Annotated in this window: 19 protein-coding genes and 2 tRNA genes; 8 read left to right on the top strand and 13 right to left on the bottom strand. The window is 33.9% G+C overall.

What is annotated here, in order from left to right; all coding sequences use genetic code 11:
- The first annotated feature begins 20 nt into the window (after positions 1-20).
- Complete coding sequence (gene prfA, locus QBK95_RS03220; RefSeq protein ID WP_280930487.1) at positions 21-1,097, top strand: peptide chain release factor 1; 1,077 nt, start codon at positions 21-23, stop codon at positions 1,095-1,097.
- Between the two features lie 83 nt (positions 1,098-1,180).
- Here the strand turns inward: prfA and lgt are convergent, their stop codons facing one another.
- The 4 genes from lgt to folE all read right to left on the bottom strand — a co-directional run bounded on the left by lgt (position 1,181) and on the right by folE (position 4,694).
- Entirely contained in the window at positions 1,181-2,131 is a 951-nt protein-coding gene (lgt, locus tag QBK95_RS03215) for a prolipoprotein diacylglyceryl transferase (RefSeq protein ID WP_280930485.1), read from the bottom strand.
- A gap of 73 nt (positions 2,132-2,204) precedes the next feature.
- Entirely contained in the window at positions 2,205-2,471 is a 267-nt protein-coding gene (gene yidD / locus QBK95_RS03210) for a membrane protein insertion efficiency factor YidD (RefSeq protein ID WP_280930482.1), read from the bottom strand.
- Between the two features lie 9 nt (positions 2,472-2,480).
- Positions 2,481-3,977 (bottom strand): cysteine--tRNA ligase, encoded by a 1,497-nt coding sequence (gene cysS / locus QBK95_RS03205; RefSeq protein ID WP_280930480.1) that lies wholly within the window; start codon positions 3,975-3,977, stop codon positions 2,481-2,483.
- Positions 3,978-4,016: 39 nt separating this feature from the next.
- Positions 4,017-4,694, bottom strand: coding sequence for a GTP cyclohydrolase I FolE (folE, locus tag QBK95_RS03200; RefSeq protein WP_280930478.1), 678 nt, complete (start codon positions 4,692-4,694; stop codon positions 4,017-4,019).
- A 376-nt stretch (positions 4,695-5,070) separates the two neighbouring features.
- On the opposite strand from folE, the gene QBK95_RS03195 reads away from it, so the two are divergent.
- Positions 5,071-6,603: a T9SS type B sorting domain-containing protein gene (locus tag QBK95_RS03195; RefSeq protein ID WP_280930476.1), complete on the top strand. Its 1,533-nt coding sequence runs from the start codon at positions 5,071-5,073 to the stop codon at positions 6,601-6,603.
- 74 nt (positions 6,604-6,677) lie between these two features.
- Here the strand turns inward: QBK95_RS03195 and QBK95_RS03190 are convergent, their stop codons facing one another.
- Complete coding sequence (locus tag QBK95_RS03190) at positions 6,678-8,189, bottom strand: OmpP1/FadL family transporter (RefSeq protein ID WP_280930474.1); 1,512 nt, start codon at positions 8,187-8,189, stop codon at positions 6,678-6,680.
- A gap of 32 nt (positions 8,190-8,221) precedes the next feature.
- Positions 8,222-9,271, bottom strand: coding sequence for a hypothetical protein (locus QBK95_RS03185; protein WP_280930472.1), 1,050 nt, complete (start codon positions 9,269-9,271; stop codon positions 8,222-8,224).
- Between the two features lie 99 nt (positions 9,272-9,370).
- Here QBK95_RS03185 and proS point away from each other — a divergent pair, with 99 nt between their 5' ends.
- The 4 genes from proS (at position 9,371) to rpsT (ending at position 11,425) form a co-directional block, all read left to right on the top strand.
- Complete coding sequence (proS, locus tag QBK95_RS03180) at positions 9,371-10,849, top strand: proline--tRNA ligase (protein WP_280930470.1); 1,479 nt, start codon at positions 9,371-9,373, stop codon at positions 10,847-10,849.
- 80 nt (positions 10,850-10,929) lie between these two features.
- Positions 10,930-11,001, top strand: a tRNA-Glu gene (locus QBK95_RS03175).
- A 68-nt stretch (positions 11,002-11,069) separates the two neighbouring features.
- Positions 11,070-11,141: transfer RNA gene (locus tag QBK95_RS03170), tRNA-Glu, on the top strand.
- Between the two features lie 35 nt (positions 11,142-11,176).
- Positions 11,177-11,425, top strand: coding sequence for a 30S ribosomal protein S20 (gene rpsT / locus QBK95_RS03165; RefSeq protein ID WP_027392409.1), 249 nt, complete (start codon positions 11,177-11,179; stop codon positions 11,423-11,425).
- Positions 11,426-11,555: 130 nt separating this feature from the next.
- On the opposite strand, the gene QBK95_RS03160 is transcribed toward rpsT, so the two are convergent.
- The 3 genes from QBK95_RS03160 to QBK95_RS03150 all read right to left on the bottom strand — a co-directional run bounded on the left by QBK95_RS03160 (position 11,556) and on the right by QBK95_RS03150 (position 14,742).
- Positions 11,556-12,797 (bottom strand): glycosyltransferase family 4 protein, encoded by a 1,242-nt coding sequence (locus QBK95_RS03160; RefSeq protein WP_280930467.1) that lies wholly within the window; start codon positions 12,795-12,797, stop codon positions 11,556-11,558.
- Positions 12,798-12,864: 67 nt separating this feature from the next.
- On the bottom strand, positions 12,865-13,644 hold the full coding sequence (locus QBK95_RS03155; RefSeq protein WP_280930465.1) for a zinc ribbon domain-containing protein: 780 nt from the start codon (positions 13,642-13,644) through the stop codon (positions 12,865-12,867).
- 3 nt (positions 13,645-13,647) lie between these two features.
- On the bottom strand, positions 13,648-14,742 hold the full coding sequence (locus QBK95_RS03150) for a Nif3-like dinuclear metal center hexameric protein (protein ID WP_280930463.1): 1,095 nt from the start codon (positions 14,740-14,742) through the stop codon (positions 13,648-13,650).
- 110 nt (positions 14,743-14,852) lie between these two features.
- On the opposite strand from QBK95_RS03150, the gene lpxK reads away from it, so the two are divergent.
- Entirely contained in the window at positions 14,853-15,872 is a 1,020-nt protein-coding gene (gene lpxK / locus QBK95_RS03145; protein WP_280930461.1) for a tetraacyldisaccharide 4'-kinase, read from the top strand.
- Positions 15,873-15,966: 94 nt separating this feature from the next.
- On the opposite strand, the gene QBK95_RS03140 is transcribed toward lpxK, so the two are convergent.
- Genes QBK95_RS03140 through lipA form a run of 3 tightly spaced genes read right to left on the bottom strand, consistent with a single transcriptional unit; the run spans position 15,967 to position 20,144 of the window.
- Entirely contained in the window at positions 15,967-18,189 is a 2,223-nt protein-coding gene (locus tag QBK95_RS03140) for a tetratricopeptide repeat-containing hybrid sensor histidine kinase/response regulator (RefSeq protein ID WP_280930460.1), read from the bottom strand.
- Positions 18,190-18,218: 29 nt separating this feature from the next.
- Positions 18,219-19,223, bottom strand: a complete 1,005-nt coding sequence (gene gap / locus QBK95_RS03135; protein ID WP_280930459.1) for a type I glyceraldehyde-3-phosphate dehydrogenase — start codon at positions 19,221-19,223, stop codon at positions 18,219-18,221.
- A gap of 48 nt (positions 19,224-19,271) precedes the next feature.
- Complete coding sequence (gene lipA / locus QBK95_RS03130; RefSeq protein ID WP_280930457.1) at positions 19,272-20,144, bottom strand: lipoyl synthase; 873 nt, start codon at positions 20,142-20,144, stop codon at positions 19,272-19,274.
- Between the two features lie 468 nt (positions 20,145-20,612).
- Here lipA and QBK95_RS03125 point away from each other — a divergent pair, with 468 nt between their 5' ends.
- Entirely contained in the window at positions 20,613-20,846 is a 234-nt protein-coding gene (locus tag QBK95_RS03125; protein WP_280930455.1) for a hypothetical protein, read from the top strand.
- A 68-nt stretch (positions 20,847-20,914) separates the two neighbouring features.
- Here the strand turns inward: QBK95_RS03125 and QBK95_RS03120 are convergent, their stop codons facing one another.
- The gene (locus tag QBK95_RS03120; RefSeq protein ID WP_280930453.1) at positions 20,915-21,493 is read right to left on the bottom strand and encodes an RNA polymerase sigma factor; all 579 of its coding nucleotides are present in this window, start codon (positions 21,491-21,493) and stop codon (positions 20,915-20,917) included.
- Positions 21,494-21,498: the final 5 nt, after the last annotated feature.

Here is a 21,498-nt window from a genome sequence, read left to right as displayed (position 1 = left end):
CTTACAGGATAGATAGAACTATGATTGATAAATTAAATATTGTAAAGCAACGATTTGATGAAGTGAATGATTTGATCATTCAGCCAGATATTATTGCGGATCAAAAAAGGTACATAAAACTCAATAAGGAATATAAGGATCTTAAAGCTCTTATGGATGAAAGAACTCGTTATATAGAGTTAACGGACAACAAGAAAGAAGCAGAAGAAATTATTTCTGATGGTAGTGATCCAGAAATGGTGGAGATGGCTAAAATGCAGTTAGATGAAGCCAAGGAAGAATTACCAGCCTTAGAAGAGAAAATACGATATATGTTAGTGCCTAAGGATCCAGAAGACGCTAAAAATTGTGTAGTGGAGATTCGTGCGGGAACGGGTGGAGATGAAGCTAGTATTTTTGCTGGAGATTTATTTAGAATGTACACTAAATATTGTGAAGGTAAGGGTTGGAGCACGAGTGTAGTGGATCTGAGTGAAGGAACTAGTGGTGGTTACAAAGAGATTATCTTCGAAGTTAATGGAGAAGATGCTTATGGAACTATGAAATTTGAAGCAGGAGTGCATCGTGTACAACGTGTTCCACAAACAGAAACACAAGGAAGAGTGCATACTAGTGCTGCAACTGTAATGGTGCTGCCAGAAGCTGAAGAATTTGATGTAGAGCTAGATATGACAGAAGTACGAATCGAAAGAACTACTTCTACAGGTCCTGGAGGGCAATCGGTAAACACAACATATTCTGCTATTAAATTACATCATGAGCCGACAGGTATGATTGTGAGTTGTCAAGATCAGAAATCATCTCATAAAAACTTAGAGAAAGCATTGAAAGTATTACGTTCACGTTTATATGATATGGAATTAGAGAAAAAACAAGCAGCCGATTCCGAAAAGCGTAAAAGTATGGTCTCCTCTGGAGATCGATCCGCAAAAATTAGAACCTATAATTATCCTCAAGGTCGTGTAACAGATCATAGAATTGGATTAACACTGTATGATTTAAGTAATATTATTAATGGTGATATTCAAAAGATTATTGATGAGTTACAATTGGTAGAGAATACAGAGAAACTAAAAGAGTCTAACGAAGTTTTTTAATATTCAGACTATTTTAAATGCATAAAAAAAAGAGGATAATTTCTAGAAATTATCCTCTTTTTTTTATGCATTTATCCGATATGTTATTTCAATGTATAAGATTTCGGATCTTCTTTAACTTTTTTGGCTCTGATTACAAAATAGAGACCTACTAATACAAAAGGTATACTAAGCCATTGTCCTGTGGATAAGGCATCCCCTAGAGAGTCTTCAAAACCTCCTTGGCTCTTTTTAACATTTTCTACAATAAAACGAACAATAAAGATCAGCATCATATACATGCCAAAAAGAAATCCTCTGTTATTTCTTTTGTCTGTTTTCCAATAGACAAGCCATAAGATGAGTGATACGAATACATATCCAAAAGCTTCATATAATTGAGCTGGGTGACGATACGGAATGGCTTCTAATAGGTTTGAAAATTGAGCATTGTTAACTACCGCAGAATATGCCTCATTAATATTTTTGATGCCAGTTTCTCTTATTACTTCAGCTTTGCTTAAGCCATCACGTACAAACTTTACTCCAAAAGCTGAATCCCCAGAAGGTTCTCCTATAATTTCAGAATTAAAAAAGTTTCCTAAACGTACAAAAATACCACCAACAGCGGCAGGAATAGTAACTCTATCCATAACCCATAATGGATGCTTCTTCAAAACATTTTTAGAATAGTAGTACATGGCAACTATAAAAGCTATAGCAGCTCCGTGACTGGCCAGTCCTTGAAAACCAATAAATTCGAATTCTGGTTTGAATCTAAATGGTAGTATAATTTCTAGCAAATTATTTCTGTAATAATCCCAGTCATAAAAAAAGACATGTCCCAAACGAGCTCCTAATAATGTACCTATAACCGCATAAATAAATACAGAATCTAACTTCTCCATAGAGATATTCTCTCGGATATATATTTTTTTCATCAAGTACCAACCTAATGAAAAGGCGACCACAAACATTAAGCTATAAAAGCGAATGACAAAAAAGCCAAGATCGAATCCTTCAATAGGATTCCATATTATTTTAGTGAATATCATGCGGAAATCTGTTTTTCAAGCGTAAATATAGGTATTTAAATAAGAAATTAGTTATGAACATATATCCATTCATTCATTCCTTTGATGACTTATGTTTATTATCTGGCACAGGATCAAAACCACTACCTCCCCAAGGATGGCAACTAAAAATCCGTTTTATCGCAAACTTTCCTCCTTTTAGCAATCCGTGTTTCTGCAATGCTTCTATTGTATAATGAGAACACGTTGGTTGATATCTGCATGTAGCAGGAGTTAGCGGAGAAATAAGATTTTGATATAACCTTACGAACCCGATAAATGGTGCAATAAGAATTTTCTTTAAAGTGAGTTTTGATGCCAAAACATAGAGTTAATTAAGAGCAAAACTAGTTCCTTCTCGTCCATCTTTGAGTTGAATGCCAATGGCTTGTAATTCATCTCTGATTTTATCACTGGTTGCAAAGTCTTTATTTGCCCTTGCTTCCGCCCTTAAGTGGATTAATAATTCTACGGCACCCGATAATTTATCGCTAATATCAGAAGAAGCTTCGTTAATATTGACTAGTCCCAAAACGTCAAAAACAAACCCATTCATTGCTTTTTGAACAAGAATGTGGTCTTCTTTAGATATCGTAGCTTTGTCTTCTTTAACTGTATTGATAAATTTCACAGCCTCAAATAACTTTGCTATTAAAATTGGACTATTAAAGTCGTCATTCATAGCATCATAACATTCTTTGATCCAGTTTTGAGTATCAAACCCTTCTGTATCCTTACCAGTTTTTAAATTATCTAAAGACTGGATAGATTCCATTAATCTATAGAATCCTTTTTCTGAAGCCTCTAATGCATCATTAGAAAAATCCAGAATACTTCTATAATGAGCTTGTAGCATAAAGAATCTGGCAACGGTAGGAGCAAAGGCTTTATTTAATTTATCGCTTTCTCCACTGAAAATCTCTGCTGGAGAAAGTATATTTCCAGTTGATTTAGACATTTTTTTGCCATCTAATGTAAGCATATTGGCGTGCATCCAATAATTTACTGGAGTTACACCACATGCAGCTTCTCCTTGTGCAATTTCGCATTCGTGATGTGGGAATTTAAGATCCATTCCACCTCCATGAATATCAAATTGTTCGCCAAGATACTTTGTGCTCATTACAGTACATTCAAGATGCCAACCAGGGAAACCATCACTCCAAGGAGAGGGCCAACGCATAATATGCTCTGGTTCAGCTTTCTTCCATAACGCAAAGTCCTGAGGGTTTTTCTTATCGCTTTGTGCAGTTAGTTCTCTGGTATTCGCAATCATATCTTCTTGATTACGACCACTTAGTTTTCCGTAATGATTGGTTTCATTAAATTTCTTTACATCAAAATATACCGAACCGTTTGCTTCATACGCAAAACCATTTTCAATAATAGTTTTGATAATTTCAATTTGCTCTACAATATGACCGGTTGCAGTGGGTTCAATGCTTGGAGGTACGTTATTGAATTTAGCCAATATATTATGGAAATCCAATGTGTAACGTTGCACGATTTCCATAGGTTCTAATTGCTCTAATCGAGCTTTTTTAGATACTTTGTCTTCTCCTTCATCAGCATCGTTTTCAAGGTGTCCAGCATCCGTAATATTTCTAACATATCGAACTTTATACCCCAAATGCTTAAGATATCTGTATATTAAATCAAAAGAAATAAAAGTACGGCAATTTCCTAAATGTACATTACTATAAACCGTCGGTCCACAAACATACATGCCTATATTACCTTCTGTAATTGGTGTGAATGTTTCTTTCTGACTAGAAATAGAGTTATAAATTTTTAGTTCCTGAGTTTTGTACAACGGAGCTACTGCCATAATTTGGTAAATGCTTATGATTATTGATTAAAAATAAAATTAAAAAGTAGTGTCTAATTTGATATAGTCTAAAAATTCTCTTCGCACCGATTCTTCCTTAAACTTTCCTCCAAACTCACTGGTAACGGTGCTACTTTCTATATCTCGTATTCCTCTTGAATTTACGCATAAATGTTTCGCGTCAATTACGCAAGCTACATCTTTGGTGTTTAAAACTACCTGAAGATCTTGTACAATCTGCATGGTTAAACGTTCTTGTACCTGTGGACGTTTTGCATAATAATCTACAATACGATTCATTTTAGATAATCCGACAACTGTTCCATTAGAGATATAGGCAACATGAGCTCTACCTACTATAGGTAAAAGGTGATGTTCACACGTAGAATACACAGTGATATTTTTTTCTACCAACATTTCACCATACTTATAATGGTTGTCAAAAGTAGAAGCATCTGGTTTTCGCTGAGGATGTAATCCTGCAAAAATTTCATTTACAAACATTTTAGCAACACGCTGTGGAGTTCCTTTAAGGCTGTCGTCATTAAGATCTAGTCCTAAAGTTTCCATAATGTGCTTAACATCTTTATTGATCAAAGCAATTTTTTCTTTATCACTAAGTTCAAAAGCATCTTCTCTCAGAGGAGTAGTTGCGCTAGTAGCTACATGATTATCACCTAGCGCTTCAATAGCTTCAAGGGCCTTGTCTATCTTCACAAGTTTAAAATTTTGTAATTATAAAATACAAAAGAATTATAAAATTAAACCACAGTATATACGATACTGCATTCATTACGTGTACGCTCTCTCTACATTTGAAATAGTTACGGTAAAAGGAACAATTTCAATTAATTCTTTTTTTAATTTTCCCACATTGTATAACTTGAAAATATGCTCCTAAAATCATTAGATTTCCTGAATTCACATAAAATCAACTACAAACGGGCTGCAAAGATACGATTTTGTCTTTTTACTTAGTGAAAGCTATGTTAACAATTATAAATAAAACTAATCTTAGTGTGGTTCTATATTTTTTAAATTAGTAAATTTAGAATCTATACAAGAAAACGGACTAACCTACGTTATATAAAACATGACTAAATTACTACCTCAAATTTCGTTATTTTTTGTACTTCTTTTCTTTGGGAGTGCTCCGATAATCGCTCAGGACTTTGATGTGGCATGTAGAAATGTACAGCCATTTTGTTCTGACGCCTCTTTAGAGCTTACTTTTCCTAATACAACTGGTGATATTGATGGTTTAGGAGAAGTAGGGTGTTTAAATACAACTCCAAATCCTTCTTGGTATTTTCTTCTAATTGACGAACCTGGTGAATTAGTTTTTGATATTCGTCAATGGATGGATGAAGATGGGGATAATAGATTGGATCGTAATGAAAGGCAATTAGATGTGGATTTTATTGCTTGGGGACCTTTTCAAACTTCTTTTATTATTGATTGTGAAGATCAGTTGTCCAGAGGTTGTGATCGTAATGGTGATGGGGATAATATTCGTCCTGCGGAATGCGCTAATAATGTGGATGAGCCTGATTTTTATATTGATAATGAGGATAATACCAATATAGTAGATTGTAGCTATGCCAGAACATCGGATGATAATTTTATAGAAACTTTTACAATACCGAATGCACAAACTGGGGAGTTTTATATAGTATTGATAACCAATTTTGCGGATGAAGCTGGAGTGATACAACTAGAGCAAACCAATCTGGGTGAAGAAAATGCTGGAACTACTGATTGCAGTGTCTTAGAACCAGGTATCCCACAGGATAGAATAGCTACTTGCGGAGAATTTCCTATAACAGTAGAAGGTAGGTTTCCTGCAAGTACAGGACCACCTGCAGTTCCTGCTGCAGAAACTTTTCAATGGTCAAGAGCAGATTTGGGTGATACAAATTTTGTAGATATTCCTGGTGCGGTTTTTCCATTTTATGATCAGGTAAATTCTAATGGTATATATAGGCTAAGAGGTTTTGATGTTAATGGTGTTGAGGTTCCTGATTCTCCTGATCAAGTTTCAGTTTTGGATGTTTCTCAAATTAGTTTTCAAGTAGGTTATACGATTGCCGAAGCATCTTTTAATGGAGGTTACACGCTTACCGCAGAAGTGACTACGGATCCAATTGTAGAAGCAGAAGGATTTACAGATTTTGAATATCGATTGGATCGTGATGTGGATATGGATGGTATTTTTGTAGAATATAGAGCGTTTCAGTCTTCTCCAATATTTGAAAATATTCCTCCTGGAGATTATCAAATTGTTGCGAGATACGTTAATTGTCCTGATAATGAAGTGACATCTGTAAGTATTATGATTCTTGGATATCCTAAATATTTCACACCTAATGGGGATGGTTTTCATGAGACTTGGAATTTAATTAACCCAGAAGATCAGCCAACACCTGCTTTGATATATATATTTGATCGACATGGGAAATTACTAAAACAGCTTAACCCAACTGGAGCTGGATGGGATGGAACGTATAATGGAAATTTAATGCCTTCTTCTCAGTATTGGTTTAGGGTCGAATTTAATGAACAGGCGGATCGAGATCCCAATAGGAGCAGAAGAGTTTTTGCAGGGAGCTTTTCTCTGATACGTTAAAAAATGAAACGAAATGAAAAAGGAGTTGATTAGATTTTCAACTCCTTTTTCATTTTAGTAATACTCCTTTACAATTATAAGTTTAATGCTAAAGTAAAGGTAAGGTTATCTCTATAATTATCTATAGAAACCGCATTGGTAAATCCTGAGTTAGGAAAAAACTGTTGATTGCGTTCTTGCTCAGAATAATCATAAGCGACATCAAATTTAATTTTTCCAAAATTATAACCTATTCCAAGCGAAACACCTGTTTTTTCACCTAGAATTAACTCATTTTTATAAGGACTTTCTTCATAACTATATCCACCTCTAAAACTCCAGTTTCCATTCCTAAATTCTCCACCTATTCTTAATGTAGAAGCGCCTTGGAATGTATTTTCTATTTCTCTGTTAAGATTAGAGAAATTTGCGCCTTCATCTGAATCAAATTCGGTAGAAGAGTAATCCTTATACGAATAGTCTAAACTGATTAATCCACGTTTTCCGAATAGGACAGCAATACTACCTGTAGCTCTTGCTGGTGTACGTAGTTGATATTCTGGAAATATATTAACTACATCTGGATTCACTAATGCTCTTCCGTCAGCATCACTAAATGTTTCTAATCTTTGAGTAGTTTCTTCTTCGATATAATACCAAGTCGGTGATTCTAATGAGGCACCTAATCTAAGCATGTTAGATACTTTAAAGATTCCTCCTATTTGGGCAGAAAATCCAGCTCCAACTGTTGATAGGCGATTGATAAAAGTTATTTCATTGATATTGCTTCCAGCATTATTATTTCCTTCAAAAAAATCTGTCACTCGATCATAATTAATAAAATGCGAATTTAAATTTACTCCTATATAAAAATTGTTATGGATCTGCGCACCGCCATTTACTGTAAATTTACCATTCAACCCTGTACTTTCATAGTAATAATCTTGATCAAAGAAACCAGGAGCTACATTGGAAAAATATGCAGTATTGTTAGGATCGTTAAGATCATTGGCTTCAATGATAAAAGATTCGTGGCCTAAAAATGCTTGTTGAGTTCCATATCCTTCGGTTTCACCAAGAAAGCTATATAATCCATCTATACTTTCTCCAGCTCTTACTGTAAGTAAATCCAATGGGATGCCTTGCGCTTCTGCAAGGAAAAAACTATCAATAGAATTGCTACTTCTTCCTACTGCTGAAAACTCATCGGCATAATCTGTAGTTTGGTCATAAGCAATACCTAAAGACACTTTATTAAGTACTGAAGACTCGCTACGGTTATTGTACACAAAAATCGCTCCTACCTGATTAAAATTAAAATTTGATGAAGAAGTTAGGCGAGTGCCATTAAAATAACTAACATCATTTTCTATATTCGATGAAGAAAGTGTAACGGATCCTGATGAGTTGAGAAAAACAGCAGATCCAGCAGGGTTTATCTGTATTGCAGACATATCGCCTCCTAGAGCTCCAAATGCTCCGCTCATTCCCCTAAAACGGGCGGTTCCTAAAATGTCTTGCTGTGAATATCTCAGCGCATCTGTTACATCCTGAGCGCTTAAAAAAGACATAGATAATACACCTATGAATAAAAATATCTTTTTCATATTAAATTATATGCTTTAATTAAAAATGAATTTTAACCTCTTCCTCCGCGACTTCTAGATCCAGATCTACCGCCTCCTCTGGAGCCACTGCTACGACTAGAGCTGCGACTTCTTGTAGCGCCAGAGCTTCTGCTGCTGCTTCTTGAGCCAGAATAATTTCGTGTGCCAGAACTGCTTCTAGACCTAGAACCACTATAAGTTCTCGTTCCACTTCTACTAGACGAATTTGATCTTGATCTGTTGTAAGTACCGTTGTTTCTAGATCTGGTTCTGTCGGAGTATGTAGAGGTTCTGGTTCTTCTGTTGTTGTCTGCAGAGACTCTTCTTCGGTTATTATAATTACTTCTGTTGTTGTAAGAACGACTTCTGGATCTAGAATTAGAAAAAGCAGAGCTTCTCGATCTTATACTGTACGAAGAGTTGTAGGCTCCACGAGTTCTGTAATTACCTGCATAGGCATTTCTATAACCTCGATTGTATGCGTAGTAACGATTGTTTCTAAAATAAGGATTACCATAATAAAAGTTGTTATAGAATGGAGGGCAATAGAAACCGCCATAACCACCATACCAGTAAGGGTTTCTCCATCCAATATTCCAGCCCCAGTTATTCCAGCCCCATCCGAATCCAGGACCCCAATTATTCCAACCCAATCCATATCCAGGTCCCCAGGCATTCCAGCCCCAGTTATTCCAACCTGTATTATAAATATTTACAGATACCTCGTCGTAATCACTTCCCCAAGTTGGCTGTCCTCCTTCATAATTTAAAGCAACACCAGTGCTATCTGCAGGATCATAATTTTCACTTGAATAAGAATCTACATCAGTAAAAATTGCATCTTCTTCTAATGCATTATCTATCTGTGCAGATTTTTCAGAAAAATAATTTGAATAATAATTTGGTTTTGCTTCAGTAGTGGTAGGTGTTGGCTCATAATTTCTTTGGCTTCTCGCTTCACCATAAATGCCATCATCATAAGATACATACTCATATGAACCACAAGACGTCAACATAAGTAGACAAGCTGTAAGAAAGGTTCCAACAGCTCCATTTTTTTGAAAATAATTTTTAAGTCGCATATCTCCTTATTTTATTGTTGAACAATACAAATTTAGTTAGTTTTGCGCTAACTATTTTTTATTTAACAAAGTCACAACATTTGTGCCAAATAGCAGGTTATGAGCAAAAATCTAACAAAACGTAGTGAAGATTATTCGAAATGGTATAATGAATTGGTCGTAAAGGCTGATTTAGCTGAGAATTCGGCGGTAAGAGGGTGTATGGTAATTAAACCCTATGGGTATGCGATTTGGGAGAAAATGCAAGCCGAATTAGATCGAAAGTTTAAAGAAACTGGACATCAAAACGCATATTTTCCTCTTTTTGTTCCTAAAAGTTTATTCGAAGCTGAAGAAAAAAACGCTGAAGGATTTGCAAAAGAATGTGCTGTAGTAACTCATTATAGATTAAAAACAGATCCAGAAGATGATTCGAAATTAATTGTAGATCCAAAAGCCAAGTTGGAAGAAGAATTGATTGTACGTCCGACATCTGAAGCGATTATTTGGAACACGTATAAAGGATGGGTTCAGTCGTATAGGGATTTGCCTATTTTGATAAATCAATGGGCTAATGTAGTGAGATGGGAGATGAGAACCCGATTATTTCTTAGAACTGCAGAGTTTTTATGGCAAGAAGGTCATACAGCTCATGAAACCAGACAAGAAGCAATTGCTGAAACAGAACAGATGAATAATGTGTATGCTGATTTTGTAGAAGACTTTATGGCAATTCCTGTTATTAAGGGAAGAAAAACTGAAAGTGAACGTTTTGCTGGTGCAGAAGATACTTATTGTATAGAAGCGTTAATGCAGGATGGAAAAGCATTACAAGCTGGAACTTCTCATTTCTTGGGACAGAATTTTGCAAAGGCGTTTGATGTGAAATTTACATCCAAAGAAGGGAAGTTGGATCACGTGTGGGCCACTTCTTGGGGTGTTTCTACTAGATTGATGGGGGCTTTAATTATGACTCATAGTGATGATAATGGTTTGGTATTACCTCCTAATCTTGCGCCAATACAGGTAGTGATTGTTCCAATATATAAAGGAGAAGAACAGTTGGAACAAATTTCTGAAGTGGCTAATGAGATAGTTCGGGATTTACGAACTAAAGGGATTTCTGTAAAATTTGATAACCGTGATACACATCGACCAGGAGCTAAGTTTGCACAATATGAGTTGCAGGGAGTTCCATTGCGAATTGCGATTGGTCCTAAGGATCTTGAAAAAGGAACAGTAGAACTTGCACGTCGAGATACCTTGTCTAAACAATTTGTAAATAAAGAGGAGGTTGTCGATACAATAGAATCATTACTTAAAGAGATTCAAGAGAGCTTACACCAGAAAGCAACTCAGTATAGAGATAATCATATTACAGAGGTTTCGAATTTTGATGAATTTAAAGAAGTTTTAGAAACTAAAGGAGGATTTATTTCGGCACATTGGGACGGAACTATTGAGACCGAGCAGAAGATAAAAGAGTTAACTAAAGCTACTATACGTTGTATTCCTTTTGATGGGAAGGAAGAAAAAGGGAGCTGTGTTTATTCTGGAAAACCCTCTAATGAACGAGTGTTATTTGCTAAAGCGTATTAAGTTTTAGAAAAAAATAAAATAACACTTGTGGCATTGAAAAATAGTTGTATTTTTGCATCCGCAATTAGACAAACAACTATGGCCCGTTCGTCTATCGGCTAGGACGCCAGGTTTTCATCCTGGTAAGAGGGGTTCGATTCCCCTACGGGCTACAAATTAAAAAATTAATTGCAAGTTTAGAGTGAAAGCTATAAATTTGCAATCCTTTAAAAAGGAAAATGGCCCGTTCGTCTATCGGCTAGGACGCCAGGTTTTCATCCTGGTAAGAGGGGTTCGATTCCCCTACGGGCTACGAATTTTATAGTAAAGAAATTTAACAAAGAAAAGATGGCAAATCATAAGTCAGCATTAAAGAGAATTAGAAATAGTGAGACTAAGCGTCTTAGAAATAAATATCAGCATAAAACTACACGTAATGCTATTAAGAAATTACGTGAAGCTGATAAGAAAGAAGCTGAAACTTTGTTTCCTTCTGTAGTTTCTATGATCGATAGATTGGCAAAGCGTAATATCATTCATGATAACAAAGCGGCTAACCTAAAATCTAAATTAGCAAAGCACGTAGCGGCTCTTTAATTAAAAGAGTTTCTTTTTAAAGTATATAAGCTTCTTCATTTAGTGAAGAGGCTTTTTTTGTTTGTCTATACTTCATCTTTTTATTGTAATTAAAGCATGCATTAAGCTTAGGTATAGTTTTTAATAGAGTTTAATTTCTTTTGTTTTTCTCTTCTATCCAGCGCGACATATATTCTGTGCTCTTAAGACTGTGATGTTGTAACATTGACCCAATAAAGTTTTTGGAACGATGTTCTTTTAAAGAGTTCTGTAGATCTATTATTTGATTGATAAGTTGATTGCTGAATTTTTCTTTTTTAAATCGGGTGTTTATGATTTCAATTCCGTTTTGTTGTGCTTGATGCCAGATATTTTGATTGTTATATAGTTTTACAGATGCATTGGCAAATGCTTCTGGTTGATCCGTAATAAAGCCATTCCAATCAGAATCTTCTCCCAGTATACCTTCTGCACCAATGTTTGTGGTAATACTTGGAGTTCCACAAAGCATAGCTTCTACTAATTTTCCTTTTATTCCTGCTCCAAAACGAAGAGGGGCAAGGCATATTCGAGCCTGTTTCATAACTTGCTGTGCATCTTTTGCCCATCCTTTAATATAGAAACCCTGTTTTGGATTATGGAGTTGTGTTGCCTTTTGCGGTGGATATGCTCCATATATATGAAGTTCCACTTCGGGTAATTGCTTTTTGATTAATGGCCAGATGGTTTCCTTGAGGTATAAAACACTATTCCAGTTGGGTTCATGACGAAAATTTCCAATAGTGATAAAATGATTTCTCTCCTGGTAAGATGGCCAGTTTTTTTTTGTATCAACAGTAATAGGGTCTAGTAAAAAAGGGATGTAGAATAGTTGTTCTTTTGGGAGGTTAAAATGTTTCTTTAATAGATTTATCTCGGTATCTGAAATAATTAATGATAGATCGCAGCGATAAATACTGGCAATTTCTCTTTTTGCAATGTCGCTTTGAATTAAATCTGAGTAATCGAACGTTTTATTTGATTTAAAAGCTTCTTGTCTAGTTTTACGAAGAGAATGAAGATCTTCTGTGTTTAGTATTGTTAATGCGCTAGAAAGATGTTTGGAGACTCTCCATCCAAACTGTTCTTCTGTCATGAATCTATCAAATATTACAATATTCGGTTTAAGATGTAAGATAAAATCATCAAAAGTAGCGCTGTTGATAATGATATTGACTGTGGTAACCCCAAGCGATTCTATGTCTTCCATATGATCGCTCTCTGTGGCTGTACAGGCAAAAGTGACTTTCCAGTTCTTAGATAAAAATAATAGGATTAATTGCATCATTCTGCTTCCTGCAGCAGAAGAATTAGGTTCAGGCCATACACTACCAATGATGAGAATGCTATTCATTTGTTTTTATCTAAAATAAAAAAGCCTCGGAAATTTCCGAGGCTATAATATTATATAAAAAAATGGTTTAAGACAACTTAGAAAACATTGTTTCCATTTTTTCTTTTTCTTCTTGTGCTAGTGCTTGATCTACTAAGATTCGACCACTATGTTCATCAGTGATGATTTTTTTACGAGAAGCGATCTCCATCTGAACCTGAGGCGGAATTGTAAAGAAAGAACCTCCAGAAGCACCACGTTCAATAGGTACTACAGCTAATCCGTTTTTCACATTGTTTCTTATTCTTTTGTACGCAGCAACTAATCTCTCTTCAATGTTGTTTTGAAAATCTTCAGATTTAGCTAGTAAAGCTTGTTCTTCTTTTTCAGTTTCTGCAAGAATAGCATCGAGTTCACCTTTCTTGTGTGTAAGGTGCTTGTTTCTTTCAGTTAAACGATCTTTAGTTTGATCGATGATCTCATTTTTCTGAATAATCTGAGCTTTGAATTCTTTGATATGCTTTTCTGAAAGTTGAATTTCTAATTCTTGAAATTCTACTTCTTTACTTAAAGAATTGTACTCACGATTGTTTCGTACATTTTTCTGCTGCTCTCCGTATTTTTTAATTAGGGATTTAGCTTCTTCGATTAGGTTTTTCTTTGTCTTGATACTTTCATCGATAGTTTCAAGATCAACGTTTAGTTTTTCTAATCTTTTATTTAGTCCGGCTACTTCATCTTCAAGATCTTCAACTTCTAAAGGAAGTTCTCCACGTACATTTCTGATCTCATCAACTCTAGAGTCAATTAATTGCAAATCATATAATGCTCTTAATTTTTGCTCAACAGTAACTTCTTTCTTTGCCATATTTTATATGTATTGAATGGGATTGGTGTTTTTATCCGATAAAATGATTGCAAAATTACTGATTTTTTTTCTAAGATAGCTAACAATTAAGTTTTTTGTGTATTGTTCACTTTCATAATGCCCAATATCGGCAAGAATAAGCTTTTTCTCGGCCTCATAAAACTGGTGATATTTCAAATCTGCAGTTATAAAAATGTCAGCACCTGCAGCCTGCGCATTTTTAATTGCAAAACTACCGCTACCGCCTAGAACGGCGACTCTTTTAATAGGTTTATTAAGTAAGGCTGAATGTCTAACACAACCTGTTTTAAATGTTTTTTTAATGTATTTCAGGAATTCTATTTCTTCTATTTCGCTTGGGAGATCACCGATCATCCCCATTCCAATGTGCTGATTTTTGTTTTCTAAAGTTGTAATTTCATAAGCAACTTCTTCATAAGAATGATTTTCAAATAATGCTTTCAAGATATTACCTTCTTTATGTTTGGGGTAAGTGATTTGTATTTGTGTTTCTTTTTCGAAATGAGTTTTTCCTATTTCTCCAATTGTAGGGTTTGTGTTTTCTTCGGCTTTAAAGGTTCCAACTCCTTCTGATGAAAAGCTGCAATTACTATAATTGCCAATGGTTCCTGCTCCTGCTTCAAATAGTTTTGAGCGCAATGATTCAGCTTCTTTATTGGGTGCAAAAGTGATTAGTTTTTTTATGTTTCCTTTTTGTGGAATAAGAATTTGACGATTTATTAGCCCTAATTGTTCGCACATCATATTATTTACACCTTTTATGGCATTATCAAGTGCTGTGTGAATAGCAAAAATGGCAATATCATTTTTAATGGCTTTCATAACGACGCGTTCTACATAATTCTTGCCGTTAAATTTTTTGATCCCTTTAAAAACAATAGGATGAAAACTAACGATAAGATTGCATTTTTTTTCTATGGCTTCATCGATAATAGTTTCTATGGTATCTAGAGTAACTAAGATTCCTGTTATGGTAGTGTTTTTGTCCCCAACTAATAGTCCAACATTGTCAAAATCTTCAGCATAATTAATGGGAGCTAAAGTTTCAAGGTGTTGTATTACCTCTTTGATTTGCATTTGTGATAGGTTTTTAAATATAAATGGAATGTAAAAAAAGTTTTGACAATAATCAAAGTTTCGTTTTATACATTTGCTATTAGAAAATTATCAATAGTAAGTTTAAGCCTTTGGATTTATTACGAAAAATACTTTTACCTGTTGTTCCTGTCTATTATTTTGTGACCTGGTTGCGAAATAAGTTATATGATTTTGGGATAAAGAAATCCGTTTCATATGATTTTCCTGTTATTGCGGTGGGCAATCTTAGTGTAGGAGGAACGGGTAAGTCACCAATGGTTGAATATCTAATACGTTTGTTAAAAGACAAGGTTGTTTTAGCTACTCTAAGCAGAGGTTATAAGAGAGAAACAAAAGGTTTTCAGCTGGTAAGCGAGATGGCTAAGGCTAAAGAGGTAGGTGATGAGCCTTTGCAGTTTAAAACTAAGTTTAAGGATATTACAGTAGCTGTGGATGGAGATCGGCAGAATGGTATTTCTAATTTAAAAAATCAAATACCGAAGCCAGAAGTTATTTTATTAGATGATGCATATCAACATCGTAAGGTGAAAGCTGGATTTTATATTTTACTTACAGCTTATTATGATTTGTATTGTGATGATATTGTATTGCCGACTGGAAACCTAAGAGAACCCAGAAAAGGTGCAGATCGAGCGAATATCGTCGTAGTTACTAAATGTCCGAGTAATATAAAGATTGAAGATCAACAAAGAATAGCAAGGAAATTGAAATTAAAGCCTTATCAGAAGTTGTTGTTTGCCAAGATTGATTATGGTAATGAAATTATAAATGGCTCTGGTAAAAAAACTATAAAAGATTTAAAAGATACTACATTTACATTAGTTACGGGTATTGCTAATCCCAAACCATTAGTCGATTATTATATGTCTTTGGGTCTTGATTTTACACATATGAATTATCCGGATCATCATAATTTTACTAAAGAAGAGCTTGAAGAGTTGAAAGCTTATAAAAAGATTATTACCACTGAAAAGGATTATGTAAGGTTGGTTTCGAATTTTCCTGAAGAGGTTCTATGGTATCAGCCGATTACCATGAAATTTATCGAAAACCAAGAAATTTTTGATCAAGAAATAATTACGTATATAAAAAAACGAGACATCGTATAATGTCTCGTTTTATATGTTTTGGCTAACTCAAAATAAAAAAAAACTGTAATTTCTTTTATTCCATTAGCTACATCTCAATACTTGTGCCAAACTGTTATGATGTTGTTTGTTTTTTTGATAGTGCCTTATGTAGTTTGGTGAAAAACTCCTCTGTTTTATATGGTTTAGGAATAATGTCGTTGAATCCATTATTATAAAACTCATCCAGATTATCATCTAATGTTACTGCTGTTAAGGCTACAATAGGTATTTCTGTGTTGAATTCTCTAATTTGTTTTGTGGCTTCAATTCCACTAATTCCTGGCATATGTATATCCATAAGGATTAGGTCAAACTCACTGTTTTTCGTTTTATTGACTGCTATATCTCCATTATCTGCTACATCACAAATCATTTTGTTTTTCTCTAGTATTTTTCTTGTAATAAGTTGATTAATTTTGTTATCCTCAACAACCAAAACTCTTTTATCAATCATTAAGCTGTAATCAATCTTTTTCGCCTCTTCGTGATAGTTTGCACTTAGATCTTCAAATACATCAAATTTAAGATCAAAATGAAACCTTGATCCTTGTCCAAGCTCACTTTCAAGCTTAATTTCGCTATCCATTAAAGAGAGCAGATTTTTTACAATAGACAGTCCAAGTCCAGTTCCTCCAAACTTTCTATTGATCTGAACAGATCCTTGCGTAAAGTTTTCGAAAATACTTAGTTGTTTTTTATCTGAAATCCCTACTCCATTATCTTTAATTTCAAAATTCAGAAAAACTTTGTTTTCTATATGATTTATCATTTTTACTCGAATCCAGATATCTCCATTTTGAGTAAACTTTATCGAATTACCGATTAGATTGATAAGAATCTGAGAAATTTTTAAAGGATCTCCTTTAAGTTTGGGAGGGATTGATTTATCAAATTCATAATGAAGCTTATTGTTACGATCTTTTGCAGACTTGCCCAATGCAATCAATACGTCATTAATTCTTTTCTGAAGATTAAAAGATGTGTTTTCTATTTCAACTTTATTTGCTTCTAGTTTATTTAGATCTAAGATATTGTTGATTAAAGAAAGTAAATACTCTCCAGAAAATTTTAGAGAATTAAGATGTTCTTTTTGATTAGGAGTAGGGCTTTCTTCTAGTAAAAGATGTGTCAATCCTGTAACAGCATATAAAGGAGTTCGAAGCTCATGTGTGATAGTTGATAAGAATTGAACCTTTGCTTCGCTTGCTCGTTCAGCATTTTCTTTTGCTAAAATAAGCTCAGTGTTCTTGTTTTGTAGTAATTCGTTTGCTCTGGCTCTTAGATTATTGTTCTTGTATAATGATAAGGTAAGCAGTGATAAAATTGTTATTAACGCAATACTGAGTATTGTGGTAAGTCGTCCTAATTTTAGAGACTTTTGTTGTTGCTCATTTTCTTCGGTTAATTCGTCTATTTTAACTTTTTGATCATCCACATTTAGTTTTGCCCTTGCATCTTGAGCAATGATCTCTTTATCAATATTAAATAAAGAATCCTTAAACTGCTGATGAGATTTTAGGTTTAATAATGAAGTTTTAAACTCTCCTTTCTTTTCATAAATCTCACTATACAATTCATAACTTTCCGAGCGAATTTCAAAATAATCCATTTCCTTTCCTATTTGCATGGCAAGGTCATTGGTTGCTATTGCTTCGTCTAATTGATTGAGAGACATTTGGGCTCTAGCTTTATTAGTGTATAGCTTTGCTTTATAATAGGGTTGTTCTAAAAAATCTATTTTTGGGAGTCCGCTATTGAAATGTTTGATGGCTTGTTCTGGTTGATTCATTGATAATGCCAAAAGCCCTAAGTTAATTTTTAGAGGCCCTTCCAGAGTTTCCAGATTATTTTTTTCAATTAAAGAAAAAGCTTTTTCTAGATGTTTTTTGGCAAGTTCAAAATTTTCCTGTTTTGTATTAATAGATCCACATACAGTATAAGAGCTTGCTAAAGCCACTTCATCATTTTGCTCAAGTTGCATCTCTATAGCTTTAGTGATTTCTTCTTGAGCACTTTTTAAATCACCTAATTCCAAGTAAAGTTCGGCTAGTATGCGATTTGTCTTTGCTCTATACGACTTGTCCTGATTTTTTAGCGCTAATTCTTTAGCTAATGTGATATTATCCAATGCTCTTTCGTGGCGAGCAGTATTAATAGCTTCAGAAGCTTGGATTAAATAATTTTCTATAGAATCCTTAGCTAGGCTATTTTGCTCAACTTCTTCAGTCTGTGAATAAGTAACAAAGCTGAAGCTAAGTATGGCTGTAATTATGAAATATTTGATTTGGGTTGGCATTTTTATATGAAATAACTCAACTAATATAGTTATTTCTTACAAATGTTGATAATTAAATCAATTATTCTATTGCTATATCCGATTTCATTATCATACCAACCAATGATTTTAACCATTTTTCCGATTACCGAAGTCATCAAAGAATCAAACACGCAAGAATGAGGGTTTCCTATAATATCTACAGATACTATAGGGTCTTTAGTATAAGCCAGAATACCTTTTAAATTAGATTCAGAGGCTTTTTTAAATGCCTTATTAATTTCTTCTATAGAAGTTTCTTTTTTCACATTGAATGTGATGTCGGTAAGAGATCCATCTGGTACAGGAACTCTAATACCACATCCTCCAATAACACTGCTAAGTTCAGGAAAAATCTTAGTTAGTGCTTTTGCTGCACCAGTTGTTGTAGGAACAATAGATTGACTTGCAGCTCTTGCTCTTCTTAAATCTCTGTGAGGTTGATCGTGTAAACTTTGATCTGTTGTATAACTATGTACCGTAGTTATGTACGCTTGTTCTATTCCACAGAGTTCATTAATTACTTTCATCATAGGAGCTGCATTATTCGTAGTACAAGATGCATTGGATATAATGGTCTCTGATCCATCCAGAATATGATCATTTACTCCTAGAACAATAGTTTTTATAGCATCTTCTAGCGGAGGAGCAGAAAGAATAACTTTTTTTGCACCAGCATTAATGTGTTTTTGAGCTTCTGCTTTAGTCTTAAATTTTCCTGTTGCTTCTACAACAATGTCGATATCATGTTTTTTCCAATCACAATCATCTGGTTTTTTTGCATTAGATACAGGAATCGATTTTTCGTTAATTACTATGTGCTCTTCTGTATTGGAGATATTATGTGGTAATACTCCATGAATACTATCATACTTTAGTAAATGGCTTAATGTTTTAGTATCTGCCAGATCATTTATTGCGACAACTTCAATGGTAGGATGATCTATTAATAATCTAAAAAGATTACGACCTATTCTTCCAAAACCATTGATAGCTACTCTTATAGGTGTATTCATTGCAATCTTCTTATTTCTTAGTATATGATTTAGGACTACCTGTAATTATTATGTAAGATGCTTTTGAGCTTTATAAGAAGAACGAACTAAGGCTCCGCTTTCTACATGCCTGAACCCCATTTCTAATCCTATTTCTTCGTACTTCTTAAATTGATCTGGAGTAATAAATTGTTTTACTGGGAGATGTTTCTTGCTTGGTTGTAAGTATTGTCCAATAGTTACAATATCAAGATTTACAGACCTTAAATCTTTCAGAACTTGTATTACTTCTTCTTCGGTTTCCCCAAGACCTAGCATAATTCCACTTTTTGTGCGATTAATACCATTATCTTTTAGGTATTTTAAAACTTGAAGACTCTGTTCATATTTAGCCTGAATACGAACTTCTCTGGTAAGTCTTTTTACCGTTTCCATGTTATGCGAAACTACTTCAGGTTTTACCGCTATAATTCGATCTATATTTTTTGTTTTTCCTTGAAAATCGGGAATTAAAGTTTCTAATGTTGTTTCGGGATTCATTCTTCGAATTGCCTGGATAGTTTCTGCCCAAACAATTGAACCTCCATCAGCAAGGTCATCTCTATCCACCGAAGTTACAACGGCATGTTTAATATTCATGATTTTAATAGAGCGCGCAACTTTTTCGGGTTCTTCCCAATCTACGGTTTCTGGCCTTCCCGTTTTCACACCACAAAAACCACATGAACGAGTACAAATGTTACCTAAGATCATAAAAGTAGCGGTTCCTTCACTCCAGCATTCACCCATATTAGGGCAGCTACCAGAGGTACATATTGTGTGTAGGTTGTATTTGTCTACTAAACCACGGAGTTCTGTATATTTTTTTCCTGTAGGTAATTTTACACGTAGCCATTTTGGTTTTCCTTTTGGAGGAGCTACTGTAGAAAGCTCATTATTCATACTCAGCAATATTTTGAACAAAAATACAAAGAAAGCTTAGATTAGGATGCAGTTTTAGATAAACTTAAGGTGTTCTATTAGGCAACGTTTTCTTTTTTTGAAGGCTAATTTTGGCTTAGCTTACTTGTAAAACAATATTAGAAGGGAATTTTTAGACAAAAAAATTCAGAATTATAAAATTAACAATTGTTAATACTTTTTAATGTCGGTTTAATTATTAATTCTTATATATCAATTAGTTAAGTGTTTTTTGTGGCCCGATTTACTTATACATTTGGGGATATTTCTTTAGTGTTTTTGAATAAAATTATGGTAAAACCGTAGATTTATTATGGTTTTTCCTGTTTAATAAAATTTCTTTTCATATTTTTGACATACATAATTTTTAGTATAAAAACTTTAAATCATGGTTAAAATTAGCTTAACCCCATTTTTTATTAATTAAAAAAAAGTTAAAAAACCAAAAAAATGTCAAAAGAACAGTTAGAAGAACAGAAACAACTGCAAAAAAACAGAAAGCGAGTCGAAAAATGGTTGATTAATAATCAAAAGTTTATTAATATAACCGGAATTGAAAAAGAAATATCGGCTCCTAAAGGATTAGTTCAGAAATTTATCAAATACGATAAAAAAATAAATGATAAATGGATAAACCCTTTACACGGAGTAATAAAGGGAATAGCGACTTTTAGTCTTCGATAATCACATAACCGACCAATATTTACATATAGTAAGAAAGAAAATTGATCTAACGTATAAACAATAAAGTATCAATTTTCTTTTTTGGCGGTAATGATTTCTGCAAGAAGTTTTCTGGCTCTAAGAAGTTTTACTTTTACATTGTTCATAGGTTCGTCTAACACTTCAGAAATTTCTTTGTAGCTCAACTCTTGAAAATATCTTAAATTGATTACTTCTTGGTAATGTGGTTTTAGTTGTTTGATATACCTAAGTAGTTGAGCAAGATTTTGCTCTGTTATTAACTTATCTTCTGGTGTTGGAGCATCGTCTATTATGGTGTATAAAGAGTCATCAACCTCTGTAGTTGTCTTAGAGCGTATAGAAGCATTCTTTTTGCGCAATAAGTCTATGTGTATATTTTTGGATATCTGAATTAACCAGGTTTTAAAATTATACCCTTCTTTAAAGGTATCTATTTTGTCAAATGCTCTAGAAAAACTTTGAATTGTTATGTCTTCTGCTTCATACTCATTTTGAGTTCTTTTTAGCTGAAAATTAAATACATCATTCCAAAAAGTATCTAGAAGGTAATTAAATGAGGTTTGTACGCCTTCTTTAGCCTTTTTTATATGCTCCGAAAGGTTTAAGGATTCTTTTTCCAATGACATGCTTT

The sequence above is a fragment of the Aquimarina mycalae genome (genome assembly GCF_029906345.1).
GTDB lineage: Bacteria > Bacteroidota > Bacteroidia > Flavobacteriales > Flavobacteriaceae > Aquimarina.
The sequence above is the reverse complement of the archived record's forward strand: the minus strand, read 5'-3'. Positions and strand labels throughout refer to the sequence as shown.

Coding starts and splice junctions, on each gene's coding strand:
- QBK95_RS03125 (WP_280930455.1), top strand. CDS start 20,613: ATGTCAAAAGAACAGTTAGAAGAACAGAAACAACTGCAAAAAAACAGA.
- proS (WP_280930470.1), top strand. CDS start 9,371: ATGAGCAAAAATCTAACAAAACGTAGTGAAGATTATTCGAAATGGTAT.
- cysS (WP_280930480.1), bottom strand. CDS start 3,977: ATGGCAGTAGCTCCGTTGTACAAAACTCAGGAACTAAAAATTTATAAC.
- rpsT (WP_027392409.1), top strand. CDS start 11,177: ATGGCAAATCATAAGTCAGCATTAAAGAGAATTAGAAATAGTGAGACT.
- QBK95_RS03155 (WP_280930465.1), bottom strand. CDS start 13,644: ATGGCAAAGAAAGAAGTTACTGTTGAGCAAAAATTAAGAGCATTATAT.
- prfA (WP_280930487.1), top strand. CDS start 21: ATGATTGATAAATTAAATATTGTAAAGCAACGATTTGATGAAGTGAAT.
- QBK95_RS03185 (WP_280930472.1), bottom strand. CDS start 9,271: ATGCGACTTAAAAATTATTTTCAAAAAAATGGAGCTGTTGGAACCTTT.
- QBK95_RS03190 (WP_280930474.1), bottom strand. CDS start 8,189: ATGAAAAAGATATTTTTATTCATAGGTGTATTATCTATGTCTTTTTTA.
- QBK95_RS03120 (WP_280930453.1), bottom strand. CDS start 21,493: ATGTCATTGGAAAAAGAATCCTTAAACCTTTCGGAGCATATAAAAAAG.
- lgt (WP_280930485.1), bottom strand. CDS start 2,131: ATGATATTCACTAAAATAATATGGAATCCTATTGAAGGATTCGATCTT.
- lipA (WP_280930457.1), bottom strand. CDS start 20,144: ATGAATAATGAGCTTTCTACAGTAGCTCCTCCAAAAGGAAAACCAAAA.
- gap (WP_280930459.1), bottom strand. CDS start 19,223: ATGAATACACCTATAAGAGTAGCTATCAATGGTTTTGGAAGAATAGGT.
- QBK95_RS03150 (WP_280930463.1), bottom strand. CDS start 14,742: ATGCAAATCAAAGAGGTAATACAACACCTTGAAACTTTAGCTCCCATT.
- QBK95_RS03140 (WP_280930460.1), bottom strand. CDS start 18,189: ATGCCAACCCAAATCAAATATTTCATAATTACAGCCATACTTAGCTTC.
- QBK95_RS03195 (WP_280930476.1), top strand. CDS start 5,071: ATGACTAAATTACTACCTCAAATTTCGTTATTTTTTGTACTTCTTTTC.
- QBK95_RS03160 (WP_280930467.1), bottom strand. CDS start 12,797: ATGAATAGCATTCTCATCATTGGTAGTGTATGGCCTGAACCTAATTCT.